The following is a 25192-nucleotide window of genomic DNA, read 5'->3' as shown; positions in this document are numbered from 1 at the left end:
CTAATACGGGGCTACGGTAAGACGTCGCAATAAGGCACAAGTCTTATTCAACGAGGAGTTAAAGTGGTACCTTATATTCTGACTATTTTGTGCGTGCTAGTGGCAGGCGCTATTCATTGGATGTCGCCGAAGGCTTATTGGAAAGCCACTATCATGTCGACCGCCGTTATTTTACTATTTTCTGTAGCAGCATTGTTCATCTTTAAAGCATCAGGAATGCTGGTTAGCGAGCACACTGGCGAGAATGCTGACTTTTCTGGGCAAATGTTAACTATCACCACAATGATTGCCTTCTTCGGTTTCTTAATTTCACTGTTTGTAGGTTGGTTTCTTCGCGTAGTCAGAAACTAATCTGGATAGCAAAACCACACCTTTTGCGAAGCTGCACCATTTTGGCGCAGCTTTCTTCCCTCTTAACGCCGCTAACCTTCCCGTCCCCCTTATAAAGTCACCTTAAATAAAAGTTCCAGCTGAACCACATGCCGCGAAATGTCAGCACTCCGGGCGTTTTTGTTCACTCTAACGCTTATCTTCATTAATTCTAATAAACAGGGCATAAGTGTTGCTTGGTACACGTATTGCTCTGCTGAGTGCAGGGGGCTAAGAGCAAAGAGTTTCAAAAAACGTTTCGCCAATAGATGCACTCATCAATAGAAAATTCGAAACGTGTGTACCGAAGATTAGCAGGCCTTAACATGCTTCATGAACCAGAACAGACCATTGCGCTTTGTAGCGACGCCACTAAGCGCTTTTTGCTAGCGGCCAAGCACGCCGAAATAACCGTGCTTGAGCAACTATCTAGTAATTGTCGAATTGTAATTGCCGTTCGAGAACTTATTCATGAACTGCAAAAAGAGCGTGGGGCCAGCAATATCTTTCTTGCTTCAAAAGGCGAGCGTTATGCCGCTGAGCGAATGCAGTACGTCAGTGCTAGCGAGCAAGCGGAGTCAATGTTGAAAAGCCACTTGAAATCTCTCTACCTGACAGATGAGATCACCACGGGTAACCCGCGGTTGTTGAGCAGTATTACACTTGCTATGCAGGCGACGGACTACCTGCCCAGACTGAGAGAACAAGTAAGCAAGCAGCTTCTGACACCACTGGAATCTACACGAGCATATAGTCGTCTAGTTGCCAGTTTACTTACGGTTATTTTTGAAGCGGCAGATATTGCAAGCGACCCAACAATCACTCGCTTATTGGTTGCACTGTTCAACTTTATGCAGGCAAAAGAATACGCTGGGCAGGAGCGGGCGTGGGGCGCTATTGGTTTCGCAGAAACTCATTTCGATGTTCGCCTTTGTGAAAAGCTGGCCGCGCTTCAGCATGCCCAAGAACATCACTTCAGTATATTCTGTGAGTTTAGCTGTAAGCCGCATAAAGATGCATTAGACGCGTTGAACAAAAGCCCTGCTGCAATCGATATTACACAGCTTAGAAATATGATTGCACAGCTTGGTGACGGCAGTCCGATTGCCGGAGAAATATCGGAAGTTTGGTTTGATGTAGCAACACGTCGAATGGATGCAATGCAGACTATCGAAGTGGCGCTCACTGAGGCCCTTACTCAGCAAGCTAACAGTAAAGTGGCCGATGCAAAAAATGAGATGGCCAATCATCAGCAGTTGCTTACGCGCTTCAATGATGAACACGCCACTGATGGCTCACCGCTCACCTTATTGTTCGATCCAAGTATGCCTGGACTCGCGGAAGACACCAAAGAAGACGAAATCAAAACGCTATCACTTAACGAGCAAACGAAGACTTTATCTGCTCACCGCTCTTTTTATGATTTACTGCGTTCACAGGCCCAACACATAGAAGATATGGGTCGGGAGCTCGAAGAGGCCAAGCGTGCAATACAGGAACAAAAACTGATTGGGCGAGCAAAACTGGTAGTAATGGAGCAATTCGGATTAAGCGAAAATAACGCGTATCGTCGACTGCAAAAACAAGCTATGAGCGAAAATACGACCATAGCGGCTATTGCCGCTAAGATAGTAAATATTACAACAAAGACTACTGCTCAAAGGTAGCTACTCTCAATTGAGTCACTTCTAGTTTAATTAAGCGCGTTCTAGCTCTTAAGGAGAAACTAAAGTCAACAAAGGCCAAACAGTAAGCCAATTCTTAGAAGCTAGTCGCTGTTTAAAAACTTCGGGCCTTGGATATTTTGGGTTAATACTTATGGTGCCGGCGAAGTTTGCTTCCAAGCCAAATGGCGCGAGTATGTCTAAATCATCATTGGCTAAAAGACGAACCGCAACACAGGTTTCTCGTTCTATCCAATAAGAAATAGCGTCGTGGCAATTTTGATAGGGAGCGTGCTCGTGAGCTACGTGCATACGCGCTTGGTTTTTAACTTGCCAATTAGCTTGAGGAACCATACGCGCTAGCTCGCGTTCTATGGCTTGTTCTTGTGCTTTCAGCCCTGGTTTAGCAGCTGCAGAATTTGGTGAGTAAGCTTGCGGTTGAGGTACTGATTCCAATGTATTATCGGCACTCGCAACACTTTGCGGCGGATTAATTTCACCACTAAAGTAAATCACATCAATATCGTTAAGCGGAGTTGGTGTCGCTCTTGCGTGTAACTCATCCCAAATGGCATTTCGAACAAATCCAGCACCAATGTACCCTTGCGGTAAATCGAGCGCTCTCAAAGCGCGAAGGCAACGCATGCGAAAAGGATCCCGCTTAATAATGTCGCCTAGCCGTTTGAGATCTTGCACGTTTAACCTTCGCCTTTTATACGCAGTTTGCGTTTCCACTTGATGATATAAAAGCAAAAGGCAGCCATACTGCCACCAGCAAACCACCCTGCAATAATGTCGCTAGGCCAATGCACGCCCAATAAAATGCGGCTTAAGCCAATACAAAATACAAGAAAGGTGGCTGCCATGTAGATCCACACTTTTACTGAAGCGTTTTGCGTGAAGTACGTTAACAAATAGGCGATATAGAAATAAACAAGCGTAGATAAGGTAGCATGTGCAGAGGGGAAGCTTTGTGTATACACACTTACATCCTGCATGGGCAGCGGAGGACGAGGCCTGTCGATGCCAGCTTTGAGTAAGAAAGTCGTTGCGATCCCCACGGCAACAGCAATCAAAAAAGTCAGAGCCTTTTTCTTTTCACCGGCCATCGCCAAGGCTCCGGCAACTGAAATCGTGACAAAGATAAGTGCCGTATTACTGCCTAACGCGGTGATATCGCGAAGCGCGTCTTCTTTCCAACCCGATACATTGCCTGCTTCACTAATTACATTGAATAACGCATCGTCAAACGTAGTCAGCACGCCCATGTAGACAAACAACATCATAAGCAAAAAACCGGTGCCAAGTAGTAACACCTGAATAGAGGGTGTTTTAAAGATGTCTAAGTAAGAGGCTTGCGCGCCGCTGTTTTTCGTTTCACTGCTTGTCATAAATCTACTTCCATTTAGTACAAAAAGAGCGTTATTGGTCGTGCTTGCTACCACCTAGGCAGTTTGGCGATACCATAGATTGCCCACCTCGAGTTTCCCACTCTGTCGGCGTATACGTGTGAAGTGCCAACGCATGAACAGGCCCCTGCAGCGCTTCAGCCGCAAGACCGTTAATCTCTCTGTGTCTCGCTATTAAGCGCTTGCCCTCGAAGGCATCACTCACTACCGTTACTTTGAAATGACTTTGAGCCCCTTCTGGAACATTGTGCATAAAACTCTCATCTACAACCTCGAGAAAACTCGGATTAAGTGCAGCTTCAATCGTAGTTTCCAGAAACGCTTTTACTTGCATTTGGCTTACCTTGTTCTGTGAATAAGATGTCGGAATGTTAGATTAATTCTACCACCGATAGGCTTAGCCGTCTTCGCAATACCGTGCACATAATGACTTTGTGTTGTTCCTGCCATAATTAATACACTGCCGTGCTCAAGCACCTGTGTATACTTTTCCTTTGTTTCTTTGTGCTTAAAAACAAAGGGCCTTGCTTCACCTAAGGTGACGGATGCAATAACCGGGTTTATACCCAACTCAGGCTCATCATCTGAATGAAAGCTCATGCTATCTTGTCCGTCACGATACCAATTCGCTAACACACTGTTGAACTTTGTATTTTGGGTTGCAGCACATAACGCTTCACAACAATCCTTAATGCTTAAAAGGCTGTTCGTCCACGGATTTGGCGACATGGTTAAATTCGAATAGGTATAGGTGCAATCGTCATCGCCGTGCCAGCTCTGAAGGCGGGGAATTTTTACCGGCTTGCCAAACAATCTGATCGAGTCCTGACGCCAGGGTAACTCGGCCTTCAGTAACTCAAAAAAAGTATCTGCATCATTTTTTGATAGCGCGTGAGGAAAATAAGTGACATCGCCCTCTGACAGCGGGAGCTTATGAGATGAGCTATTATTTTCTGGGGTCTCGAAAAGAGAAAACTGCATGCGTAACTATGATATTTCCGGTGATTTTTAATTTTGGCTATGGGCACTTGATCTCAAAAGTGCTTAAACACACCTTTGAAGTTCCCCTAATTACACCTTAATTACGCATGCATTGCTAATGTGGATTTTTCTGCGAGCTATAAAAGTGATTCTTTCACCATTACATTGTCACCATCAACATTGCACGGCATAAGAATGACACGTTATTGGTTAGAGCCGCGTGGCTGATATGATAAGATAGGCAGCGCGTACATAAACCAAATAGGCATTCCCAAAAGTATGTGAGTGCTTTGAGCCATCTCTGAAAACAGACTCCAATGAATACAGAATTTATTTTTGCCGACCGACAATTTTCGCTTATTCGCTACCCTGAAAAGCACCAGCACATAAGCCTTCAAGCATGGGATAGCGCTGATGAACTCGTTATTGAGCACATTGAGAACTTATTAAGTGAAGCGTCGCTTTCAATTGGCAGTGGTGACAATGATGGCTCAATGATGATTTTTAACGACGATTTCGGCGCGTTAGGTTGTTGGTTTTCGCACTTAGCACCTTACTGGGTATCTGACTCCTACATATCTTTGCGATCACTCTCTGAGAATTTAAAAGCCAATCATTTACTGGGTAACGCAGAAACGAGCAATAAAAACGGCCTGCTAACCGCGCCGCTGAAAACCTTGACTAGCGTGCAAAGCTTAACGTTTAAGCCAGAAAAGGCGCCGAGTCTTGTTGTGCTGAAGGTCCCCCGCGCCCTTGCACTTCTTGAACAGCAGCTTATTGATTTACAAAAATATATAACACCTGACACGCGTGTTATCGCAACCGGTAAAGTGAAGACCATCACAAAATCCGTACTCAACCTATTTGAACGATATATTGGCCCCACCACCACGTCCCTTGCCAAGAAGAAATCGCGGCTTGTGTTCGCTTCGCCTCGTGAGTCAATAAAACTATCTGACTCGCCCTATCCGACGCGCTGGCAGTGTAAAAGTACGATGGGAACGGCGTTAACTATAGACAATCTGGCGAATACGTTTTCCCGACAGTCATTAGATATAGGCGCTCGCATTATGCTTGAACATATGACGGTGAGCGCTAATGATGTGGTGGTAGATTTAGGCTGCGGCAACGGAGTACTGGGGGTTAATGCCCTTTCTCTTGCCCCTGATGCCAAAGTAATATTTGTGGATGAGTCCTATATGGCATTAGAAAGTGCCAGACTCAATGTGCTCAACAACTTCCCGGATAAAATTGATCAATGTGAGTTTGTTGCAAGTAATTGCCTTGAAACATTAATCAATAGAGAGAATAAACCTGCTGTTACCAAAATTCTGTGTAACCCACCGTTTCATCAACAAAACGCAATCACTGACCATATTGCATGGCAAATGTTCACTGATTCCCGGGACGTACTTATTAAAAGCGGTCACTTAGTGGTGGTTGGTAACCGACACCTCGACTATCACATTAAACTTAAAAAGTTGTTTGGTGGCGCTAAGGTACTTGCGAGTGACAAAAAGTTCGTTATCTTAGGCACTGCAAAACGATAAGCGATCAAAAAACATGCGCGAATTAAGGAAAACATTTAAAGGCATTTTTATGAAGAAAATACTTTTATCACTGCTGACCGCCATCATGCTAATAGGCAGCAGTTCACCCGTTATGGCCAAGAAAGACGATGGGTCTCAGGTTCAGCCAGATAACTATTACCCTCGGGTGAAAATAGAAACCACCATGGGCGATATTGTGGTTGAACTGGACAGAAGACGTGCGCCAATTACCGTAAATAACTTTCTTCGTTATGTTGATAAGCGCGCCTACGAAGACACCATTTTTCACCGCATCGTGCCTGGTTTTGTTGTGCAAGGTGGTGGTTATACGGCAGACTTCAACGGCAAGTCGAACTTTCCAGATATCTTCAATGAGTCTGGTAACGGTTTGACTAACGACCTGCACACTATTGCAATGGCAAGACAAGGTGACCCGCATACCGCAAACCGACAATTTTTCTTCAACGTGAATGACAACAGCAGCTTAAACCCCGGAAGAGACTGGGGCTACGCGGTTTTTGGCGTAATTGTTGAAGGCGAAGATATTGTTGATGCCATGTCGGAAGTAGAAACTGAATATTCGATTCGCCTTAACGCGAATAACGTACCCATTGAGCCGATCATTATTAAAAAGATGACCGTGTTACCGCCCTTATAGCGATTAACAGATACAAACAGTCATAAAGAGCAATGCTTTATGGCTGTAATTCCAACCTGAACAAATGCTGTTTTGGGAACGTTTTGTCGAAGTAAAAGCCCTGCTTGTTAAATCCTAAGCGCTGTAAAAGCTTCTGCGACGCCATATTTTCTGGGTGCGTCATGGCTGTTAAAAAACGATAGCCCTTAGAGGCAGACCACGCTATAACACACTGACATGCCTCATAACATATACCCTTGCCTCTTGCTTCAGGCAGCATGGCAAAGCCTAAATCTGGACATTCAAATGCAAAGCGATTGAAGAGACCACAAATCCCTAACGGTTGTTTGGTTTCGGTTAATTCGACAGCCAGCAGGCCATACCCCCACTCTTCGCGCTGCGCATTTGTTTTGCCAATGTAGTCACACGCATCGTCTACTGTATCGACATTTTTACTTCCAATGTATCTAAGCCATAGCGGGTCCTGCTGCAGCGCAAGTACCCAGTGTTTATCATCAAAAGTAAGCGGCCGTAGCGTTATTTTATCGTTTGTAAAAATAGCGGTGTTTGTGTTCACACTAATCCTTTTAGCAAAGTTTTTATGACGCGCATGTAGTACTCGCTTTTGTACCTCTACATTTGAACGTATAACTAGAAGTAAGACCTAAGGCAAACACTATCTCTTTGATAGAAGCCTGTCTATGTGCTCAAAGTGGTCTGGGTTGACCACTGCCGCGCGGGGGTACTTCGGGTTCGCTCTGTCGTTTACTCTTGGGTGCTCCCACAACGATGTATGGACGATAAATCGCTCGGCTTCCTCTATACCACCGTGCTCTAAGCATCCACTCAAGCATGTATCTACGTACGTTTGATGTACGGGATAGGCGTCATTTGCCTGTGTACAGTCGAGTGTTTCGCAAATCCAAAAGGTAAATTGTGCAAGCACATCGTCTAGAGACGCAGAACCCTTGTGTTGATGAAAGTTGAGTGCTTTAGCGCTTACTTCGACAAACCGATAGTCTTTTTCTCTCTCCTGTAAGGCAGGGTTAATTTGTGTTGGGATAAGCTGGGCGTTTAATTTGCTATGCGCATTAGCCACGGCGCCAACGTAAGTCTGCTTTTCATGAAGACTTCGCGTCACCCATGCCCTTTCGAAGCCAGAAACCGTCACAGGGATCCCTGGTGTAAAAATGTTGGAGTAGCGCTCTCGGCTGTCTTTGCTAAGTAAGCTTCCATAACCTAACACCATGTGTTTTTCGGTTTGCGTACTTAACCAATTCGCTATGTCATTCATTTTCACCTCTACTTCACAACCGCTCGACGTTTACCATCTTAAGCATGTTTATCTTTGCAGTTTATTCAACTGGAAAAAATCGTACTGACCACTTTCCCCTAGTATAAAAAAGGCGATGTACTGAGAGCCCCAATACATCGCCTTGTATACCGCAGTGGAGTTGTTTAATTAAAACAACGCTCTCACACCCATAGTAAAGTTTCTACCTGGAAGCGGTGCTTGGTCTTTTAAGAAAGATGTATGAACACGGGCTTCCTCGTCAGTTAGGTTTTCACCGCGCGCAAACACTACCCAGTCAATGCCCTGCGTGCCAAACTCATATTGCACGCTTGCATTAACCAAGGTGTAGCCGTCGGTTGCAGTCTCAAATGACGCAACTTCATTTTGGTCGTCGTACCACGTAAAGCCCACGTCAGCACTTAAACCATCGTTCACGTAGCTTAATTCACTACCAAAGCGCATAGGCGGCGTGCGCGGAAGGTTGTCGTCTTCTATTTCTGCGCGGATATAGTCACCAAATACGGTTAAGCGTAGCGTGTCTGATAAATCAACGTAAGTTTCTGCTTCGAAGCCCCAGATGTCTGCGTCAGCCTGTTGGAAATAATAAATTGGCAAGCCTTCTTCATCGCCGTGTTCATCATGTCCAAGTTCTTCGTGCTCACTTTCTAATCCTTCCTCTTCGTGCTCATCGTGTTCTTCGTGCTCGCTGAGCGCAATTAAGCCTGTGCTTGTTTGGAAGATATAGTCATCTGCCTGATTGTAGAAGAAAGACGCACTATAGCCCCAGCTACCGGTAAATTTACGGAAAGTAATATCTAGGTTGGTACTAACTTCTTCTTTTACGCCTTTAAGTGTTTCTTCGATATGGCCTTCTTCATCCATATCAAATACTAAACCCACTTCGTAGCTTTGGGTTGCTAAATGCTGGCCTGCAGAAAAGAGTTCTTGCTGGCTAGGCGCGCGTTCGCTGCGTGATAAAGTCACTGCAATAGAGTGACCTTCCTGGTATTCCCAGTTAGCGCCCGCTGAAAGCGACAGGCTGGTGAAGTCATAATCAGGGAAGTTGAAAGCAACAGCGTGCTCTTCATGTTCTTCACCCTCATGCTCTTCATCGTGCTCTTCGCCTTCGTGCTCCTCACCTTCATGCTCATCATGTTCTTCATGTAAAACGTCAAGTTCTACTTCGCTTGCGTCAGCATCCAAAGTCGTTCGCTCTAGTCGGCCACCAAGCTCAAAGGTTACATCACCTACTTTCTTTTGTTCTATAACATAAAGTGCGTAGCTCGATGTGGTATTAGCGGGGGTAAAGGCTTCTTCGCCCACGGCATTGTAGTCACTATGATTAAACTGTAGCCCGAATACGCCGTGCCAGCCGTTCACTTCTTCGTGGTAAGCAGAAAGACGGATATCGCTCGACTCATTAGTAAATACAGTACCTGGTTCACCGTCTTCAATTTCAGCATGTTCGTAATCGGTGTAGGCTGCGGCAAACTTAAGGTTTGTAAGTCCACGTACTGGAGAGTGCCACTCACCGGCTGCTTGATAACGGGTCATATCTATATCAAGTAACACGCCTTCTTCAGCGTGTTCTTCATGATCATGTTCTTCAAGGTCGTGGTCTTCGCCCTCATGCTCTTCATCGTGCTCTTCCTCACCATGAGCATGACTATGGCCAGGTACGCCATATTTATTGTCGAGTTGTTCAACAGCAAAACCGAAGTAGCCTTCTTCAGCCACGTAAGATAAACCTGCAACGACGTTACGCGTCTCCATTGCGCTGCTTTCTAGGACACCGTTTGGTTCATCTTCATCGGGTTCGATAGACGCAAAGCCCGGAATATCCGCGTTGTCTGTATCGCGATAAAACCCGTCGACATGCCATACAATATTGCCACTGCCACCCGTTACATCTGCACGGGTATACGAGCCGTTATTCACTGTGCTGTAGCTAGTTTCAGCTTCGCCTTCTACGCCGTCTATCTGATACTGAGGAATACGTTTGTCAACCACGTTAACCACACCACCAATAGCGCCACTGCCGTATTGAAGCGTCGCAGGACCGCGAAGTACTTCCACCTGCGTTGCACTTGAGAGTGTGGTGGCGACATTGTGATCTGGACCTACTCGAGATACATCAGATACATCCAAACCGTTTTGAACAATCTTGACACGCGGGCCATCGTTACCGCGAATAACTGGGCTGCTTGAAACCGGGCCAAAATAAGTGCTGTGCACACCAGGCGCGTTTTTTAGGGTTTCCCCTAAGGTTGGTGCTTCTATTTTACGTAATTTTTCAGCACCAATTACGGTCACTGGCGTAACAGATTCCAGTACTGATGATTGAAGCGCATTGGCGGTAACCACGATATTTTCGACGGATGCAGGCTTTAAAACGAAATCTACATTTTGATCCGTATTTACGTCGCCTAAGTCGTTATCACCATGAATGTAGTTTGAAGAATAAACATGTAAATGAATATGTGGCTGCTTTACATCGTCAAAACGGTAAATACCATTTGCATCGGTGTATGCTACACGGCGGCTGCCTTCAATCTTTACTTCAGCCCCTGCAACAGGTTGCCCTGCCGTGTCGGTGACTTTTCCCGTTACTGTGGTGGCATACACAGGCGCACTTAACAGCCCTGCTATGGACAAACTTAGCAGCGAACGCATTTTCATGGGTATTCCTCTGAGGATGTTATAACATTATCTAGTGATGTTATAACATTTTTCAGCATTGCCGTGCTCATGTCAACCGCAGGCCAATGTAAGTTACCCCTTATCTAAACTAATTTAATGTTTTGTAACTATTTAGGTGCAAAGCCTTCGCTTTTCTGCTCATTAAAAGTCTCTAAGCTCTGCTTACCGTGAAGTTGATCACTTCTTGAATGTGTTTTGCATTGGTTTTAAGCATAAGCAAACGATCGATGCCCAGCGCCACACCCGCACACGGTGGCAAACCTGCGTCAAGCGCACTTAGAAAGTTTTCATCAATGGGCTTAGTGGGAAGGCCATGTTCTTCGCGCTTTCTGTTATCCGTTTCAAAGCGCAGCCGCTGCTCTTTTGCTGCACTTAACTCATGAAAACCGTTAGCAAGTTCAGCGCCTTGGTAATACACCTCAAAGCGTTCGGCAACCCGTTCATCAACTGGGCTTAGTTTGGCAAGCGCCGCCTGAGAAGCAGGGAAATCGTAGATGAAGCACGGTTTTTCGTTACCGATTTTAGGTTCGATTACATAGCTGAATAACAGTTGTAACTTGCTGTCATAACTTAGATTTTGCGGCGCATGAATATCTATGTTCTGCTCTTCCATTGCCTTTAACAAAACGTCGTTATCAGAACTTAACGGGTCAATATTTAAATAGGTTTGAAAAGCTTGCTGATACGTCATCTTATCAGCCGAAGCTGTGTTTAAGGTTTCTTGCAGCAAGGCGTCAACCTCGTCCATTAGCGCAAAATGGTCAAAATCTAAGCGGTACCACTCTAGCATGGTAAACTCAGGGTTGTGCCAGCGGCCCTCCCCTTCATGGCGAAACGCTTTACACACTTGATAAATACTACCGCTGTCAGCGCATAGTAACCGCTTCATGGCATATTCAGGTGACGTTTGAAGATACAGCTTAGCTGGTTTCCCCGACGATGCAAAATTGAACTGTGTATCGAACGCGTCTAAATGCTCATCGGTAACCGTACCGTTTGAAAGTAAAGGCGTATCTACCTCTAGAACGTTTCGTGCGTAAAAAAAATCACGTATTGTTCTGAGTAATTCTGCTCGCGCAACACGCGCTTCATGAGTGGTAGTAGGCTGCCAAGATTGCATGTGTCCAAACCTAAGAAGAATAGCTAAAACAAAAAACCGGTACACAAAGGCACCGGCTTTACACGTAAACAGAATGTCTCAGATACTATTTTTGTGCGCGAGACACGTATTCGCCAGAGCGCGTATCTACACGGATAACTTCGCCGGTTTGAACGAATAGAGGTACGCGAACAACTGCACCAGTGCTCAGCGTTGCTGGCTTACCGCCTGTACCCGCTGTATCACCTTTAAGACCAGGATCAGTTTCAGTGATCTCTAGCTCAACAAAGTTTGGTGGCGTAACCGTGATAGGTGAACCGTTCCACAATGTAATGGTACAAACGTCGTTTTCTACCAACCACTTTTTATTCTCACCCACTGCTTTTTCGTCTGCAGCGATTTGTTCGAATGTATCGTTGTTCATAAAGTGGTAGAATTCGCCGTCGGTGTACAAGTAGGCAAGCTCCGTATCCATTACGTCAGCGCCTTCTACTGATTCACCTGAGCGGAAAGTTTTCTCTAAAACTTTACCTGAAATAAGCTTGCGGATTTTTACGCGGTTAAACGCTTGGCCCTTACCCGGCTTTACGTATTCGTTTTCTAGAATGTTGCAAGGTTCGCCGTCCAGCATGATTTTCAGGCCGCCTTTGAACTCGTTAGTGCTGTAATTAGCCATAATTCCTCTGTCTAAACATAAGGTACAAAAAGTTTCGTGGAACAAATAATACCTAAAAAACCGATTTCTGTAGAGCATAACTGGCAAAAAGAATTAGCAAGTAGCTTTACCGATCCTGCAAAGCTGTTGCAACACTTAGGTTTAGACCAAGAAAAATACGCCCAACACATTAAAGCGCGCCGACTTTTTCCTATGCGTGTTCCACGACATTTTGTGGAACTGATGGAGAAAGGCAATCCACACGACCCGCTTTTTTTACAAGTTATGCCGCTCAGCGACGAATTTCTAACATCACCAGGCTACAGCGAAGATCCGTTAGACGAACACGATACAGCAGGCAAAGGCATATTGCACAAATACGATTCTCGCGTGTTGTTGATGGTTCGCACCGGCTGTGCAGTAAACTGCCGTTACTGTTTTCGCCGCCATTTTCCTTACGCCGATAATGCGGTAAGCAAACACCAATGGCTTGATGTGCTTGATTACCTTCGTAATAACAACCAAATAAATGAGGTGATTTTTTCAGGCGGCGACCCACTGATGGCGAAAGACGATCATCTGTCGTGGCTAGCCAAAGAAATTGCCGCTATTGACCACATAAAGCGCCTGCGTATTCATAGCCGTCTGCCGGTAGTGCTACCAGAACGAATTAGCCATGACTTTGTTGAATGGTTTAGCGCATTGCCGCTTCAAAAAGTATTAGTGCTGCATGCAAACCACGCCAATGAGATGTCAGAAACGTTGAAAGTGCGTTTAAATATATTGCGAGAAAAAGGCGTCACCTTGCTCAATCAATCGGTATTGCTAAAAGGAATAAATGACTCTGCCGATGCAATTAGTGATTTAAGCGAAACGCTGTTTGAAGCCGGAGTGTTACCCTATTATTTGCACGTTTTAGATAAAGTACAGGGTGCGAGCCACTTTTATGTGAGTGACGATAAAGGCCGAGCAATTATGGAAGAAGCGATAAAGCGCCTGCCGGGCTTTTTGGTGCCAAAACTGGTGAGAGAAATTGGCGGTCAACCCGGCAAAACGCCTATCGACTTAAAGTTGCATCCCTAACTTACGCGAAGGTATCGACGTTGGCGCCTAACGCGGGGTTTGAAGATGACGATTTTGGTACGTCAGAAGCTGATTCCAGCAACTGAAGCGACGCTTGTCCCTCTTGCTCTTGTTGGCTTTTAGCCAACTTAAGAGAGGCCAACTCAAGTGACGCACCGGACGTTCCAGAGGCACTAGTACCTTGTAGATCCATACCATTTTCCTTTGTTGCTTGTAGCAAAGTAAAAAAATGGGCAGAATTGCCCACCTTTACGGCGTGTTGTGCATTACGTAACCAACAAGCTTCGTAATTTACAACAGTCTTTAGGTTATCGGCCTTGAAAGACGAAACTTTAATCATTATTTACCGAGTGGCATTTATTGTGGCAACAATGATAGCCACGGGATTTATACGTAAACATAAAGTGTGCGGGTAATGCGTACACTTAACACTCAGAAACAAAAGGCGCGATCATGCAACAAAGCCAAGAGATGCAAGCTGTTCATCAACAACTTCAGGAAACCATTCAAACGTTACACCGCAAAGCTGTTGATGCTGACCAGATATTAGATAATTTACAGCGCGATCAAAAAGGTAAGTTTGCAGCAGTGTTTGCTGATGACAGCGGGTTTACCACATCAGCCAAACGATTCGGTCCGTATGTACAAGAAATTGCCAGCGACTGGCAAGCGCTAAAAGAACTGGATGACGATGCGGCTAAACAAGCTCTGGCGCCACTGGTTAAAAAGATAGAATTAGCGTTGGTGACCATTGCGCAATTTCAGCAATCTCTATCTAAAAGCTAGTTCGTACTAAATTTAATAACGAAAAGCCCGCTTTATTTGCGGGCTTTTTTGAACTAGCTTCTCACTTACGGCGCACTCTCACGCCTTACTGCTTCTTTTTGATAAAGCGGCAGTAAGCGAATTCGGCCTTTAATTTCCTCGACTTCTTTTAAGTACGCTTCACTGTCTACCCGTTGATATTGTTCGGTAAACGCTTGCTTACTTAAGCCTTCAGGCAGCCCATCGATAGGCGGGATGATTTCAAGCTCACTTTGAATGCGCGCAATCGCGTTTTGCACTTCCATTGCAGTATTTGGATGGGTCGCAACTTTTGCAAACTCAGTACCCGACATATCAGCTGCCAGGTCGACAAAACTATAGCCAGAGCCACCATTACCGCGGTCCATGAGTTCTTTAAACTCGCCAATTGCTAGGGACATGCCTTGTTCCGCCAACAATTCCAATGCAGCAGAAATAATAAAGTGACGAGCCAAATCGTTGCGCTTGTGCAGCACAGCACCTCTGCGAGGCTTTAACGCTTTTTCGGAATCTGGCTGTATGTCGCCCACCAGAGTCCCAACACGATGATGCCCAACGTAAACCGCTAAAGCGAGGATTACCGCATTATTATGCAGTACTGCATCTTGAGGGGTTTGGCTTTGCTCTCTCGCCCGCGCCATCCCTTCGCGCAAGTATTCAATAAGGGATACCGGTTTATTTGATAAGGCTATTTCTCTACCAGACAAATACCGTAAATAGTACGCAGATAACTGCTGAAGCTCGGTCTGTTCGCTTACCGACATGTTCGACGCCACCACGTTTAACTCGCTTAGCAGCTCATCTAAACGCCCAACATCAAGGGTAAGTTCACCGCTTCTCATGGTCACACGTTCAACCCGCGATAACGCAATGGTGGCTATTTCTGATTGCGTATAAGAGTTCACCGTACGCTCTAAAAACCCAAGTAAAAAACGACCCGGAATGGTTAAGTCGCCAACTTGGACTTGCTCTATACGCAAGCTATCTCCAGGCAGTACTAGTGCTGACGCATTTACATAATACCCCGTATTGTTGATAGCGTAAGTGACGTTAATGGTTCCCGCCAACGGCGTGATATTCACTACGCCCTTAAAGTCAGGTAATGCACGCTGTAACACACCCACTAAGCTTTCGACTTGGGTTTCGGTGAGCGTAACTTGATGGCCTTCTTCTCGGCGAGAAAACGCCTGTTGCAGCTGACCGAGGAGTTCATTAACGCTATCAGCACCATCTAGCTGTGTGGGCGCTGTCGATGCGACTAATGGCGCTTTTTGCACAGCCATAACCGTAATCGTAGCAACGCTTACTACAAGCAGAACAACAATGATGGCAAGAGTAATCAAAAGCCATTTTACGCTACGCAAAATCATGAGAAATCAGCTGTACCTGTCATAACAATGAATTAAAAATAAGTTAGCGCCTCTGGCATTCTTTGCTGTAAAACAAAGAAAGTTACGCCCTAACGTGCTGGTTATACTACGTTATCTATTTTCGCGCCACCAGTGACAAGTGGCACGACAAGTCGGCAATTAACCACCACCGCATTCGCTAAAAAACGAGTTCGCCATTCACCCAGTCCTTCAAGCTTGTATACCGCACTGTAGCGCCAGACAAGTCATGATGTTTCGACAAATCCGTGGGTATCACAACGCAGGCTAGGTTTGCCGCAAGTGCCGCTGTCATGCCGGTTTGCGTGTCTTCAATTGCTACACATTCATCTGGAATTTTTCCTAGCTTGTCCATTGCAAGCGCGTAACAGTCAGGTGCTGGTTTGCTGTTTTCGACGTCTTCAACGGCAACCACGCAAGATATATAAGCACTCAAATCATACTGAGATAAGGTTTTTTCCACCGACTTTTTACTTCCCCCAGTCACAATGCCAATGGTATAGCCTTTGTTTGCACAATGTTCAATGGTTTCTTTAGCAAACGGCATTAAGGGGAAAGCTTGCTTGTCTAAGTAGTCGCTAATGCTTTTGTGCTTTTGCTCTGCTAGCACCTGCGGCGCTACATCAATATTAAAATGTTCGACGAGATCGACAGCATTTTGCTTTACTGGAATACCCGCCATCACTTCACAATAAAAATCCTCGCTTAATTCAACATCGTACCCCAGCAAAATGTCTTTCCACAGGTCAAAATGTACGGATTCTGAGTCAATAAGGGTACCGTCGTGATCAAATAATAGCGTTGTGGTTTTGTCGCTTACCGCTAACTGGCGGGTTGATGAAGAAACTGAGTGCAATGCCAAAATAAACCTCCGTGCTAGTTCAATACCGGTTTTGAAAACATATTGGGTGTCATCGATACCGAAAAAACGATAACACCTTTAGCCCCTGCTGCACTGCTTTGTTAATAGTGATTGTTTGCATGCCATATGTCAGAACATGCCAGAACAGTGCCAGTCCTGTGATACACTGGGGCATTCACGAGCTAGAACATTTTCAACGTGGAGCAAATTGGGTGCTTTACCACATACTAGGCTTTGCCAGTGCCGCGCTGTTTTTACTGACATGGTTAGGATTATGGTCACAAATTAAGGCCATGACGCGCTTTCACGTGCCCGTTTCTAGCGAAAGTGACGATGCTAACCACAGTCTGTCACTTAACCAGTTTGGCTCTAGCTATTTTGCCTTTTTCTCAATTTTCCTATTTGGCATTTCGGTAGAGCCTTTCAACCATTACTTGGTGTGGACACGATTTGGCGCGCTCATACTTACGCTCATTATCATTTGGAAAATATGGCAACACAGGCGCACTACAATTTCAGGCTATGTTGCCGCTGTTGCTCTGCTAGCTCTCATTGGTGGCACACTTTCCATTGCTTTTCGCCCTTTCCCAACGCTTGCACAGCTTGGCGCAAATACCTTAATGCTGGTCGTTACCGTTATCTTATTTCAAGGTTCACTGCACCAGTGGTTTGTACTGCAGCGCAGACAAAAAGTGGGGTCGCTGTCATTTGCGCTGTTTCGCAATATATTGATAAAAGACGTTAGCACTTTATTGTTTGGCCTAACAATGCCATTAAGCCAAAGCTGGCCGCTACTTATCCTAAACGGCACCAGCGTAATTATGCGTGGCAGTATTTTATTGCAGATGCACAAACTAAAACGCCGAGAAATTTCCGTATCAGGATAGTATCTCGGCGTTTTCGATTTGCTTCATCTAGCGTTAAGGTTGCTTGTCTAGCGGTCGCTTGTTTGAACAGCGTTATCGATACAAGCTTCTATAAATAAGCACAAAAGCGGCGCGTTTCTGCAATCTACAACGCCACTTCGGCCATATTACCTTTGCTTTCAAGCCATGTTTTACGGTCGCCAGAACGCTTCTTAGCAAGTAGCATGTCCATCAACTCCATCATTTCTTCCGCGTCTTCAATGGTCAGCTGAACAAGGCGACGGGTATTCGGGTCCATGGTTGTTTCGCGAAGCTGTAGCGGGTTCATTTCACCCAAGCCTTTAAAGCGCTGTACGTTGACTTTACCGCGTTTCTTTTCCGCTTCAATTCGGTCAAGAATGCCCTGCTTCTCGCCTTCATCTAGCGCGTAATACACCTCTTTGCCTACATCTATTCTAAATAGCGGCGGCATAGCGACATACACATGACCTTGTTCAACCAAGGTTCTGAAATGACGTACAAAGAGCGCACATAGCAACGTTGCAATGTGTAGCCCATCGGAGTCAGCATCGGCAAGAATACATATTTTACCGTAGCGCAAACCAGACAGGTCCGTCGAGTCTGGGTCGATACCCAGCGCAACTGAAATATCGTGAATTTCCTGTGAAGCCAGTACCTGAGAAGAGTCGACTTCCCAGCTATTTAAGATTTTACCGCGCAGCGGCATAATTGCCTGAAACTCTCGGTCTCGCGCTTGCTTAGCCGAGCCACCTGCCGAGTCACCCTCTACTAAAAACAGTTCAGAATAAGAAATATCTTGTGATGAGCAGTCGGTCAGTTTACCGGGTAGTGCCGGCCCTTGAGTGACCTTTTTACGCGCAACCTTTTTGGTTTGACGAAGACGACGCTGTGCATTGTTGATACACATTTCAGCAAGCGCTTCAGCAATTTCAGTGTGTTGGTTTAACCAAAGGCTGAATGCGTCTTTCACTACACCTGATACAAACGCGCTGGCCTGACGTGAAGACAGGCGCTCTTTAGTCTGCCCGGCAAACTGTGGGTCCTGCATTTTAGTCGATAGAATATAGGCACAGCGGTCCCAAATATCATCAGGCGATAACTTAACGCCACGGGGCATTAAGTTTCTAAATTCGCAGAATTCGCGCATTGACTCCAGTAAGCCTTGGCGCAACCCGTTAACGTGTGTACCGCCTTGCGCTGTAGGAATAAGGTTAACGTAGCTTTCCGTTACCAAATCTCCACCTTCAGGCAACCACATTACAGCCCAATCGGCGGCTTCTGTATTGCCGCTGAATGTACCCACAAAAGGCGTGTCAGACGGTAAGGTTTCAAACTCTTCTACCGCTTGGTAGAGGTAGTCTTTAAGGCCGTCTTCGTAATACCACTCTTGGCTTTCTTTGGTAATCTTGTTGTCGAAGCGAATGCGCAGACCCGGGCTTAATACCGCTTTAGCGCGCAAGTTGTGCACAAGTCGGCTGGCTGAGAATTTTGCCGAGTCGAAATATTGCGGGTCAGGCCAGAAGTGAACACGAGTTCCTGTATTGCGTTTACCGCAGGTATCGATTACTTGTAAGTCTTCGACTTTGTCGCCGTTTTCAAAGGCAATTTGGTATACGTTACTGTCTCGTCGAATAGTTACTTCTACGCGGGTTGAAAGCGCGTTAACTACCGAGATCCCCACCCCGTGAAGACCACCAGAGAAAGCATAGTTTTTATTTGAAAATTTACCACCCGCGTGAAGCTTACATAGAATAAGCTCTACGCCTGATATCCCTTCTTCAGGGTGGATATCTACCGGCATACCACGACCATCGTCGATAACTTCTAACGATTGGTCTTCATGCAAAATTACTTTGATGTTAGAGGCGTGCCCAGCAAGCGCTTCATCCACACTGTTATCGATGACTTCCTGACCCAAATGATTCGGGCGGGTAGTGTCGGTATACATACCAGGGCGGCGTTTTACGGGGTCGAGGCCGTTTAAAACCTCGATAGCATCTGAATTGTATTGATTTGACATAGTTATGGTTGTTATTTAAGCCAGCGACAAAGAAAGAGATACGCAGCACTAAGGTTAGCTATATAGTATAGCGCCGCACAGCAATATGTTTGATGTTAGCAGGGCTAGTAAAGACTGGCAATGCGCTTATTTCAGCAAAAACTCGGCAATAGCAGGCAAGTGATTTTCGTAGCCTACAAAGCTGTGATCGCCACCCTCTTCAATAACCAGGTGACTTTGCGCGTACTTTTCTTCAGCCAAACGGTAATCCAACGTTTCATCTTCTGTCTGAAGCAACACTTTGTAACTGTTTGGTTCTTTGATTGACGCTGCCTCTAACGCTTGAATTACCCCTATATCGCTTTCAACTATTTCAAACTTTTCCTTGCTGTAAGGATTTTCATGAGTGCCGATAAAGCCTTGCAACAGCTCGTAGGGGCGAACTGCAGGGTTAATTAACACCGCTTTGCCTCCAAATTTTTCAAGCAAAAACGTAGAGAGATAGCCCCCCATTGAACTACCTATAAGCTTCAGCCCGTTTTCAAGCAGAGCTGGAGTGTTCTCAATAAGTGAAATTAGCTGGCCTTCTACTTTACTGGGGAAATTAGACAGCTCTGGAATATGTAGGGTAACGTTTGCGTGATGCTGCTCAAAATACGCTTTTGTGGCTTGCGCCTTAATGGATTTCGGCGAACTTAAAAAGCCGTGAAGATATAAAATGTGCTGCATGTTTTTCTCTATTCTGTGTTCTCTGTTTCTATATTTAATATGGACTCGATGAGAGTTCAAAACTGTTCTTAACGCCAAATACTTCCAAAACAGCCACGCTTAAGCAAAGAGCGCGAAAGCTAAACCCGAACAACCTTAACGCCCACCGAGCCACCATCCATTAAGCTCATCACCTGATACCCTGGCGCTTCATTGCTAACACCGAATTCGGGACGCATTTCCCATTGCCAACAGGTAGATGGGCTTGCGTAAGAAAGCGTTTTGTTCACTCCTATTTGCTGGCGCAATGGCGAATGCACATGGCCGTGAATGACAGCTTTCACTTGTGGATGTTCGTCTATTAACGCGGCTATCTGTTGCCCGTTAGCTAACGAGTGCTTATCCATCCAACTGTTTGAAGGCAATATGTGGTGATGAAGTGCAACGAGATGATTGGCCTGTGGTGACCTAATTAGCGCTTGTTCTAGCGCCTGTATATCGCTTTCTTTTACTTCCCCGGCTGCCGTTTGCTTATTGGTTATAGCGCGGGTATCCAGGCCGTGTATTTGCCAATTGGGAAAGCTTATCGGGTCATTGCTCTTTAAATGACGGCTGCTAAGATATTTTTCAAAGTACGGATTATTATCGTGGTTACCCGCCAGCACAAACCATTCTATATTTGCTGGCTCAATATATTGCTCCATCAATGCGATAAAATGCTCGTAGCTCTCAGGTGAATTATCGCCACTAATATCCCCAGTCACTAGCACAATTACTTGGTGCTTTGCTCTCTGCTGGAGCTCGCTGGCGACTTCTTGAACAATGTAATTCTGGATATCAGAAAGGACGCGTGCTAGTGAATCATAGGGCGCGATGCCCGCATATCCCGTTTTATTATTATCTTTCAGTAAGTGGCAATCACTGAGTTGTATAAGTGTAATCACGCTTCAGATGTAACATTTGAGGAGTGTTGCAAACAGAAGTTTAGCCATTCAGCTAAAAAGATATTCACCATGTGCTTTTCGTTACGCTGGCGCATTTTTAAATTCGGATACTCGTACGACGGTTCAAGCGCTCCCGTATTTTGGCTATTAATAACCTCTGCCATACGCGCATCGTGATATAGGCGCACCGTCATGCTGGGCGTTAAATATGAGGGCATATCTTTAGTGGTTTGCTTAATGCTTAACGTACTGGTGTAGCGAGCAGACTCTACAATACGTATTTCATAAGACAGGCCGACACCAACCGAAAATTCATAGCTCAAATCTTCCGTATCGCAATCAGGCAAAATTCTCAGAACATGGGAGTAGTTCAGTTCGCAAAGCGCCTGCATTGAAGGAAGATGAGGTACGTATTTTCGTTGATTGCGTTGTGTCACGATGTCTGCCACTGCTCCAGAAGTTGTGTTTTGTGCATAAAGAACCATTGTAGCGCAATTACCGCTGCGGCGTTGTCAATATGGCCATTCTCCAACCATTCAAGGGCTGTGTTCTCTTTAATGCGATGCACTTTAATATCTTCAGACTCACTTTCCAGGCCGTGCACACCATGCGCTTGGCTAGCGTCGGTCTTTGCAATAAAAATATGTAATCTTTCTGTGGTCCCGCCCGGACTAGACAAATAGCTCAATGCTTTCGTTAATTTATCTAACGTGATACCCGCCTCTTCCATAGACTCTCTATGGCATACCGCTTCAGGTGTTTCACCTTCATCAATCATGCCAGCAATAATTTCTATCAACCAAGGGCTTGAAGATGTGGCTAATGCCCCAATTCTTACTTGCTCGATTAGCACAAACTCTTGAAGAACTGGATCGTAAGGCAAAACGCCTACTGCATGACCGCGTTCAAATATTTCTCGCGTGACGGTATCACTCCACTCTCCATTAAAACACTTGTGCTTAAATTGATACTGATTCATGGTAAAGAAACCACGATACACTGGCTTAATGTCAGTGATTTCGACGTCATTTGAGGTAAATGAAAGGAATTCCTTGCTCATTTGCTGACACTTATGGTTCAAATAGATTTATCATACATAGTACATTTACACACCAACCATGTATATGCGTTAAAAATGCATAACGGGGTGTGAGCGAATAACAGAAAATCATATTACAAGTCGTCTATTACTATAATAATTGCGTGGGTAGATCACATATTCTGTTACAGTTAATCAAATACTGTTACGAGTTTGGACTTTCGGTTTGTGGTTGAATTTTCATACACTTGGTTTTATTAAGTCGTCCCTTAGAGCGAATGACGACGCAACTTGAACACAACAGGAAGACGTAAGCATGAAACGAACACTTCTGTCGCTGGTTATCGGAGTTTCGATGACAACGGGTGCGCTGGCCGATGACCTTATGCAGGTATATCAACAAGCACTGGCGAACGACCCATTGGTAAACCAAGCGAAAGCGCAACGTGATGCAGCGTTTGAAGGGATTAGTATTAGCCGCGCAAACCTTCTACCACAGATATCTGGCTCGGTAGGCTATACAACTTCTACAGCTGAACGTGCACAAACGTTAGGTGCTAATGCTGATGACCTTCAAATTGTGGTATTTGAAACAGACGTAGACACTATCGATTATGGTTTGCAGGTACAAATGTCACTTTACGACCACGCAAACTGGCTAGGGCTGGATCGCGCTGAAAAAGTGGCCGAGCAAAGCGACGCCCAGCTTGCCGCTAGCATGCAAGACGTTATTGTGCGTACGGTTACTGCTTATTTTGACGTATTACGTGCACGTGACAATGTTGAATTTGTGGGCGCTGAAAAACGTGCCATTGAGCGCCAGTTAGAACAAACTCGCCAGCGTTTTGAAGTGGGTTTAACGGCTATTACTGACGTACACGAAGCTCAGGCCAATTACGACAGCACGGTGGCGCAGGAAATCCAAGCAAAGAATCAGCTTGAATTTGCTCTTGAAGCGCTTCGCGTAATTACAGGTAAATATCACGATCGTTTGTTTGGGCTAAACACAGAGAATTTTGCCGCAACTATGCCTGTGCCAGCGGCTGTCGATGAGTGGCTAGAAACTGCGCAGGATAAAAACTTAGCACTTCTGGTTGACAGACTTGCTATGGATATCGCGAAAGAAGATATTTCAATTGCGCGCTCGGGTCACTTACCTACCCTTGGTTTAACAGCTAACGCATCGCGAAGCAAAGACGATATTTCAAACCCGTTCTTACAGTTTGAAACACCTTATCTTGATAGTCAGTCAGTTGCGGTTCAATTGAATGTGCCTATCTATCAAGGCTCTCGCGTTTCATCGCAAACCGACCAAGCTAAGTTTAACTATGTTGCAGCAAGCCAAGCAGCTGAACAGACTTATCGTCAAACTGTGCAGTCTATTCGCAGCTCGTTTAACAATGTAAAAGCGTCAATCTCAACGATTCGTGCTTTAGAGCAGTCAGTGGTCTCAGCAGACAGCGCCCTTAAAGCAACAGAAGCAGGTTTTGATGTAGGTACACGTACCATTGTTGACGTGCTAGACAGCACACGTAACCTGTTCGATGCACGTCGTAACCTTGCGGGCGCACGCTATGACTTTATTCAGTCAGTGGTTACGCTTAAGCAAGCGGCAGGTACATTGACAGGTGAAGATGTGGCTATGATCAACCGTGGTCTTAAGCCAGCAGAAACCAACACCAATGATTAGCATTGGATAGTTGAGCGTTTAGTACATGCTCAATAGTGAAAGAAAGGGTAGCCAGTGCTGCCCTTTTTTATGCCTGAGATAATATGACACCTGAAGAAATGCGATGCTGAGTCGCGAAAAAGGGCTATGTTAATGATGATTAAGTTGGCGATGTAGGTGTATATTTCTTAAGTGCGCTTAGCAGTTGGCGATATTCCATACGCAAGGCTTCTGCATTTTGCTTTGTGGGCGCGAAGTTAGACAAGCGTTCCGCTACACGATGCAATTTCTCTTGCAACAACCGTAATTCATCATCCATGATTATGCCCTTTATTTTTAAGCCTGTGTATTCGGCTTGATAAACGTTTAGGTAACGTGCGACGAGACAGGTTTAAAACGCCCGTTGTGCCCCTACATTTGTATGCAATAAGTGCGCGTACGCTGCACTTCTGATTATTTAGTATACAGCCAATGGCGCTTACCACAAGCCCTTTGGCTATTCGGTTTTTCTTTGAGTGATAAATAGAAATGCAAGCCTCTGAACTTCAAAATAAATTTGAGCGCATTCGAGCCAATAAATGGTTCGAAGCCTTTGTAATAAGCGTTATTGTTATTTCAGCGCTACTCGTAGGTGCCAAGACCTATGAACTGCCAGCTGGCATGTCGTCAGTAACACTATTTTTAGATTGGTTTATCAGTGCCTTCTTTCTAACAGAAATCACCATTCGTTTTTTGGCTGAAAAACGTAAACGCTACTTTTTCAAGAGCTTTTGGAACTGGTTTGACACACTGATTGTGGTTATTAGTCTCATTCCGGCAGACGATACCGAACTGGCACTTATCGCCCGTTTGGTGCGTGTGTTCCGCGTCCTGCGTATGATCTCGATCATCCCCGAGCTTAGGATCCTGTTAGTTTCTTTGGTTAAAGCATTGCCTCAATTAGCTTACGTAATGCTGTTAATGTTTATCATCTTCTACATATATGCCGCAGTAGGCAGTACCTTATTTGAAACCATCAACCCTGTACTGTGGGGCGATATCACTATCTCGATGCTAACGCTCTTTAGAATTATGACGTTCGAAGATTGGACTGACGTAATGTACGAGACCCAGGAGGTTTATTCGCTAAGCTGGATTTTCTACCTTACCTTTATTTTCTTCACCGCCTTCGCGTTTTTAAACATGGTGATTGGTATCGTGGTGAATGTGATGGAAAGAGAAAACGAAAAAGCACGAGCAGAAAAAGAAGCCGCCTTACTTGAAGAGCAAATTGCTCAAGGGAACATAGAGCCAACCCTTCAAGATGTGATGCAAGAATTGCGAGAGCTGAAGGCACAGCTTGCCGCTAATAATCAAAATAGCACGGTAAACAAAACCAGCTAAGTGCGTTCTATCCGAATAGCGCAATTGAAAAAGGCCACAGTGTGATGTGGCCTTTTTAGTTTCTCAAA

General features: G+C 45.2%; 27 protein-coding genes. 9 read left to right on the top strand and 18 right to left on the bottom strand.

Annotation, left to right across the window (positions count from 1 at the left end; genetic code table 11):
- Positions 1-63 precede the first annotated feature (63 nt).
- Both ACFI6L_RS00465 and ACFI6L_RS00460 read left to right on the top strand, forming a co-directional pair.
- Positions 64-351: a hypothetical protein gene (locus ACFI6L_RS00465; RefSeq protein ID WP_014948232.1), complete on the top strand. Its 288-nt coding sequence runs from the start codon at positions 64-66 to the stop codon at positions 349-351.
- Between the two features lie 344 nt (positions 352-695).
- The gene (locus ACFI6L_RS00460; RefSeq protein WP_014975658.1) at positions 696-2036 is read left to right on the top strand and encodes a nitrate regulatory protein; all 1341 of its coding nucleotides are present in this window, start codon (positions 696-698) and stop codon (positions 2034-2036) included.
- A 48-nt stretch (positions 2037-2084) separates the two neighbouring features.
- Here the strand turns inward: ACFI6L_RS00460 and ACFI6L_RS00455 are convergent, their stop codons facing one another.
- The 4 genes from ACFI6L_RS00455 to ACFI6L_RS00440 are packed head-to-tail and all read right to left on the bottom strand — an operon-like array spanning position 2085 to position 4423.
- Positions 2085-2729 (bottom strand): nucleotidyltransferase family protein, encoded by a 645-nt coding sequence (locus tag ACFI6L_RS00455; RefSeq protein WP_014978292.1) that lies wholly within the window; start codon positions 2727-2729, stop codon positions 2085-2087.
- 2 nt (positions 2730-2731) lie between these two features.
- Positions 2732-3424 carry a phosphatase PAP2 family protein gene (locus ACFI6L_RS00450; protein WP_462573209.1) on the bottom strand — a complete coding sequence of 231 codons (693 nt, stop codon included), beginning with the start codon at positions 3422-3424 and terminating at the stop codon, positions 2732-2734.
- 31 nt (positions 3425-3455) lie between these two features.
- Positions 3456-3776, bottom strand: coding sequence for a BolA family protein (locus tag ACFI6L_RS00445; RefSeq protein ID WP_462573208.1), 321 nt, complete (start codon positions 3774-3776; stop codon positions 3456-3458).
- Between the two features lie 5 nt (positions 3777-3781).
- Entirely contained in the window at positions 3782-4423 is a 642-nt protein-coding gene (locus ACFI6L_RS00440) for an alpha-ketoglutarate-dependent dioxygenase AlkB family protein (RefSeq protein WP_039224473.1), read from the bottom strand.
- Between the two features lie 317 nt (positions 4424-4740).
- Between ACFI6L_RS00440 and ACFI6L_RS00435 the strand changes: the two genes are divergently transcribed.
- Together ACFI6L_RS00435 and ACFI6L_RS00430 are read left to right on the top strand one after the other, a co-directional pair.
- Positions 4741-5973: a methyltransferase gene (locus tag ACFI6L_RS00435; protein WP_239260626.1), complete on the top strand. Its 1233-nt coding sequence runs from the start codon at positions 4741-4743 to the stop codon at positions 5971-5973.
- A 49-nt stretch (positions 5974-6022) separates the two neighbouring features.
- Positions 6023-6631 (top strand): peptidylprolyl isomerase, encoded by a 609-nt coding sequence (locus tag ACFI6L_RS00430; protein WP_014975652.1) that lies wholly within the window; start codon positions 6023-6025, stop codon positions 6629-6631.
- A gap of 37 nt (positions 6632-6668) precedes the next feature.
- Here ACFI6L_RS00430 and ACFI6L_RS00425 read toward each other — a convergent pair whose 3' ends face one another.
- The 5 genes from ACFI6L_RS00425 to efp all read right to left on the bottom strand — a co-directional run bounded on the left by ACFI6L_RS00425 (position 6669) and on the right by efp (position 12379).
- Positions 6669-7187, bottom strand: a complete 519-nt coding sequence (locus ACFI6L_RS00425; RefSeq protein ID WP_462573207.1) for a GNAT family N-acetyltransferase — start codon at positions 7185-7187, stop codon at positions 6669-6671.
- Positions 7188-7286: 99 nt separating this feature from the next.
- The gene (locus ACFI6L_RS00420) at positions 7287-7904 is read right to left on the bottom strand and encodes a gamma-glutamylcyclotransferase (protein ID WP_075175953.1); all 618 of its coding nucleotides are present in this window, start codon (positions 7902-7904) and stop codon (positions 7287-7289) included.
- A gap of 168 nt (positions 7905-8072) precedes the next feature.
- A complete protein-coding gene (locus ACFI6L_RS00415) occupies positions 8073-10583 on the bottom strand; it encodes a TonB-dependent receptor (protein WP_462573206.1) in 2511 nt (836 codons plus the stop codon).
- 172 nt (positions 10584-10755) lie between these two features.
- Complete coding sequence (gene epmA, locus ACFI6L_RS00410) at positions 10756-11724, bottom strand: elongation factor P--(R)-beta-lysine ligase (RefSeq protein ID WP_462573205.1); 969 nt, start codon at positions 11722-11724, stop codon at positions 10756-10758.
- Between the two features lie 85 nt (positions 11725-11809).
- Positions 11810-12379, bottom strand: coding sequence for an elongation factor P (gene efp / locus ACFI6L_RS00405; protein ID WP_014975647.1), 570 nt, complete (start codon positions 12377-12379; stop codon positions 11810-11812).
- Between the two features lie 36 nt (positions 12380-12415).
- Between efp and epmB the strand changes: the two genes are divergently transcribed.
- Positions 12416-13441 carry an EF-P beta-lysylation protein EpmB gene (epmB, locus tag ACFI6L_RS00400; protein ID WP_462573204.1) on the top strand — a complete coding sequence of 342 codons (1026 nt, stop codon included), beginning with the start codon at positions 12416-12418 and terminating at the stop codon, positions 13439-13441.
- 1 nt (position 13442) lies between these two features.
- On the opposite strand, the gene ACFI6L_RS00395 is transcribed toward epmB, so the two are convergent.
- Positions 13443-13634, bottom strand: a complete 192-nt coding sequence (locus ACFI6L_RS00395; RefSeq protein ID WP_044556911.1) for a hypothetical protein — start codon at positions 13632-13634, stop codon at positions 13443-13445.
- Positions 13635-13894: 260 nt separating this feature from the next.
- Here ACFI6L_RS00395 and ACFI6L_RS00390 point away from each other — a divergent pair, with 260 nt between their 5' ends.
- Complete coding sequence (locus tag ACFI6L_RS00390) at positions 13895-14227, top strand: hypothetical protein (RefSeq protein ID WP_083648647.1); 333 nt, start codon at positions 13895-13897, stop codon at positions 14225-14227.
- A 65-nt stretch (positions 14228-14292) separates the two neighbouring features.
- On the opposite strand, the gene ACFI6L_RS00385 is transcribed toward ACFI6L_RS00390, so the two are convergent.
- Both ACFI6L_RS00385 and ACFI6L_RS00380 read right to left on the bottom strand, forming a co-directional pair.
- The gene (locus tag ACFI6L_RS00385) at positions 14293-15615 is read right to left on the bottom strand and encodes a hypothetical protein (protein WP_462573203.1); all 1323 of its coding nucleotides are present in this window, start codon (positions 15613-15615) and stop codon (positions 14293-14295) included.
- Positions 15616-15793: 178 nt separating this feature from the next.
- A complete protein-coding gene (locus tag ACFI6L_RS00380; protein ID WP_462573202.1) occupies positions 15794-16495 on the bottom strand; it encodes an HAD family hydrolase in 702 nt (233 codons plus the stop codon).
- A 212-nt stretch (positions 16496-16707) separates the two neighbouring features.
- Between ACFI6L_RS00380 and ACFI6L_RS00375 the strand changes: the two genes are divergently transcribed.
- Positions 16708-17382, top strand: a complete 675-nt coding sequence (locus ACFI6L_RS00375) for a hypothetical protein (protein WP_039231969.1) — start codon at positions 16708-16710, stop codon at positions 17380-17382.
- Between the two features lie 124 nt (positions 17383-17506).
- Here ACFI6L_RS00375 and parE read toward each other — a convergent pair whose 3' ends face one another.
- The 5 genes from parE to nudF form a co-directional block, all read right to left on the bottom strand.
- Positions 17507-19402, bottom strand: a complete 1896-nt coding sequence (gene parE / locus ACFI6L_RS00370; protein ID WP_014975634.1) for a DNA topoisomerase IV subunit B — start codon at positions 19400-19402, stop codon at positions 17507-17509.
- A gap of 126 nt (positions 19403-19528) precedes the next feature.
- Positions 19529-20110 carry a YqiA/YcfP family alpha/beta fold hydrolase gene (locus ACFI6L_RS00365; protein ID WP_168477079.1) on the bottom strand — a complete coding sequence of 194 codons (582 nt, stop codon included), beginning with the start codon at positions 20108-20110 and terminating at the stop codon, positions 19529-19531.
- Between the two features lie 119 nt (positions 20111-20229).
- The gene (locus ACFI6L_RS00360; RefSeq protein ID WP_462573201.1) at positions 20230-21033 is read right to left on the bottom strand and encodes a metallophosphoesterase; all 804 of its coding nucleotides are present in this window, start codon (positions 21031-21033) and stop codon (positions 20230-20232) included.
- On the bottom strand, positions 21030-21470 hold the full coding sequence (locus tag ACFI6L_RS00355) for a DUF1249 domain-containing protein (protein WP_014975631.1): 441 nt from the start codon (positions 21468-21470) through the stop codon (positions 21030-21032). The genes ACFI6L_RS00360 and ACFI6L_RS00355 overlap by 4 nt, the downstream gene beginning before the upstream one ends.
- Positions 21467-22093 (bottom strand): ADP-ribose diphosphatase, encoded by a 627-nt coding sequence (gene nudF / locus ACFI6L_RS00350; RefSeq protein ID WP_049587314.1) that lies wholly within the window; start codon positions 22091-22093, stop codon positions 21467-21469. Before nudF ends, ACFI6L_RS00355 begins: the two co-directional genes overlap by 4 nt.
- A gap of 295 nt (positions 22094-22388) precedes the next feature.
- On the opposite strand from nudF, the gene tolC reads away from it, so the two are divergent.
- Positions 22389-23762, top strand: coding sequence for an outer membrane channel protein TolC (gene tolC / locus ACFI6L_RS00345; protein ID WP_049587315.1), 1374 nt, complete (start codon positions 22389-22391; stop codon positions 23760-23762).
- A gap of 139 nt (positions 23763-23901) precedes the next feature.
- Here the strand turns inward: tolC and ACFI6L_RS00340 are convergent, their stop codons facing one another.
- Positions 23902-24060, bottom strand: coding sequence for a hypothetical protein (locus ACFI6L_RS00340; RefSeq protein WP_014997260.1), 159 nt, complete (start codon positions 24058-24060; stop codon positions 23902-23904).
- A gap of 209 nt (positions 24061-24269) precedes the next feature.
- Here ACFI6L_RS00340 and ACFI6L_RS00335 point away from each other — a divergent pair, with 209 nt between their 5' ends.
- Positions 24270-25124: an ion transporter gene (locus ACFI6L_RS00335; RefSeq protein WP_187447279.1), complete on the top strand. Its 855-nt coding sequence runs from the start codon at positions 24270-24272 to the stop codon at positions 25122-25124.
- Positions 25125-25192 lie beyond the last annotated feature (68 nt).

It is taken from the genome of Alteromonas sp. G4i35 (genome assembly GCF_054960375.1).
The sequence above is the reverse complement of the archived record's forward strand: the minus strand, read 5'-3'. Positions and strand labels throughout refer to the sequence as shown.

Coding starts and splice junctions, on each gene's coding strand:
- ACFI6L_RS00420 (WP_075175953.1), bottom strand. CDS start 7,904: ATGAATGACATAGCGAATTGGTTAAGTACGCAAACCGAAAAACACATG.
- ACFI6L_RS00395 (WP_044556911.1), bottom strand. CDS start 13,634: ATGGATCTACAAGGTACTAGTGCCTCTGGAACGTCCGGTGCGTCACTT.
- ACFI6L_RS00435 (WP_239260626.1), top strand. CDS start 4,741: ATGAATACAGAATTTATTTTTGCCGACCGACAATTTTCGCTTATTCGC.
- ACFI6L_RS00445 (WP_462573208.1), bottom strand. CDS start 3,776: ATGCAAGTAAAAGCGTTTCTGGAAACTACGATTGAAGCTGCACTTAAT.
- ACFI6L_RS00450 (WP_462573209.1), bottom strand. CDS start 3,424: ATGACAAGCAGTGAAACGAAAAACAGCGGCGCGCAAGCCTCTTACTTA.
- ACFI6L_RS00365 (WP_168477079.1), bottom strand. CDS start 20,110: ATGCAGCACATTTTATATCTTCACGGCTTTTTAAGTTCGCCGAAATCC.
- ACFI6L_RS00390 (WP_083648647.1), top strand. CDS start 13,895: ATGCAACAAAGCCAAGAGATGCAAGCTGTTCATCAACAACTTCAGGAA.
- ACFI6L_RS00385 (WP_462573203.1), bottom strand. CDS start 15,615: ATGATTTTGCGTAGCGTAAAATGGCTTTTGATTACTCTTGCCATCATT.
- ACFI6L_RS00335 (WP_187447279.1), top strand. CDS start 24,270: ATGCAAGCCTCTGAACTTCAAAATAAATTTGAGCGCATTCGAGCCAAT.
- ACFI6L_RS00430 (WP_014975652.1), top strand. CDS start 6,023: ATGAAGAAAATACTTTTATCACTGCTGACCGCCATCATGCTAATAGGC.
- epmA (WP_462573205.1), bottom strand. CDS start 11,724: ATGCAATCTTGGCAGCCTACTACCACTCATGAAGCGCGTGTTGCGCGA.
- ACFI6L_RS00440 (WP_039224473.1), bottom strand. CDS start 4,423: ATGCAGTTTTCTCTTTTCGAGACCCCAGAAAATAATAGCTCATCTCAT.
- parE (WP_014975634.1), bottom strand. CDS start 19,402: ATGTCAAATCAATACAATTCAGATGCTATCGAGGTTTTAAACGGCCTC.
- efp (WP_014975647.1), bottom strand. CDS start 12,379: ATGGCTAATTACAGCACTAACGAGTTCAAAGGCGGCCTGAAAATCATG.
- ACFI6L_RS00340 (WP_014997260.1), bottom strand. CDS start 24,060: ATGGATGATGAATTACGGTTGTTGCAAGAGAAATTGCATCGTGTAGCG.
- nudF (WP_049587314.1), bottom strand. CDS start 22,093: ATGAGCAAGGAATTCCTTTCATTTACCTCAAATGACGTCGAAATCACT.
- ACFI6L_RS00460 (WP_014975658.1), top strand. CDS start 696: ATGCTTCATGAACCAGAACAGACCATTGCGCTTTGTAGCGACGCCACT.
- tolC (WP_049587315.1), top strand. CDS start 22,389: ATGAAACGAACACTTCTGTCGCTGGTTATCGGAGTTTCGATGACAACG.
- ACFI6L_RS00415 (WP_462573206.1), bottom strand. CDS start 10,583: ATGAAAATGCGTTCGCTGCTAAGTTTGTCCATAGCAGGGCTGTTAAGT.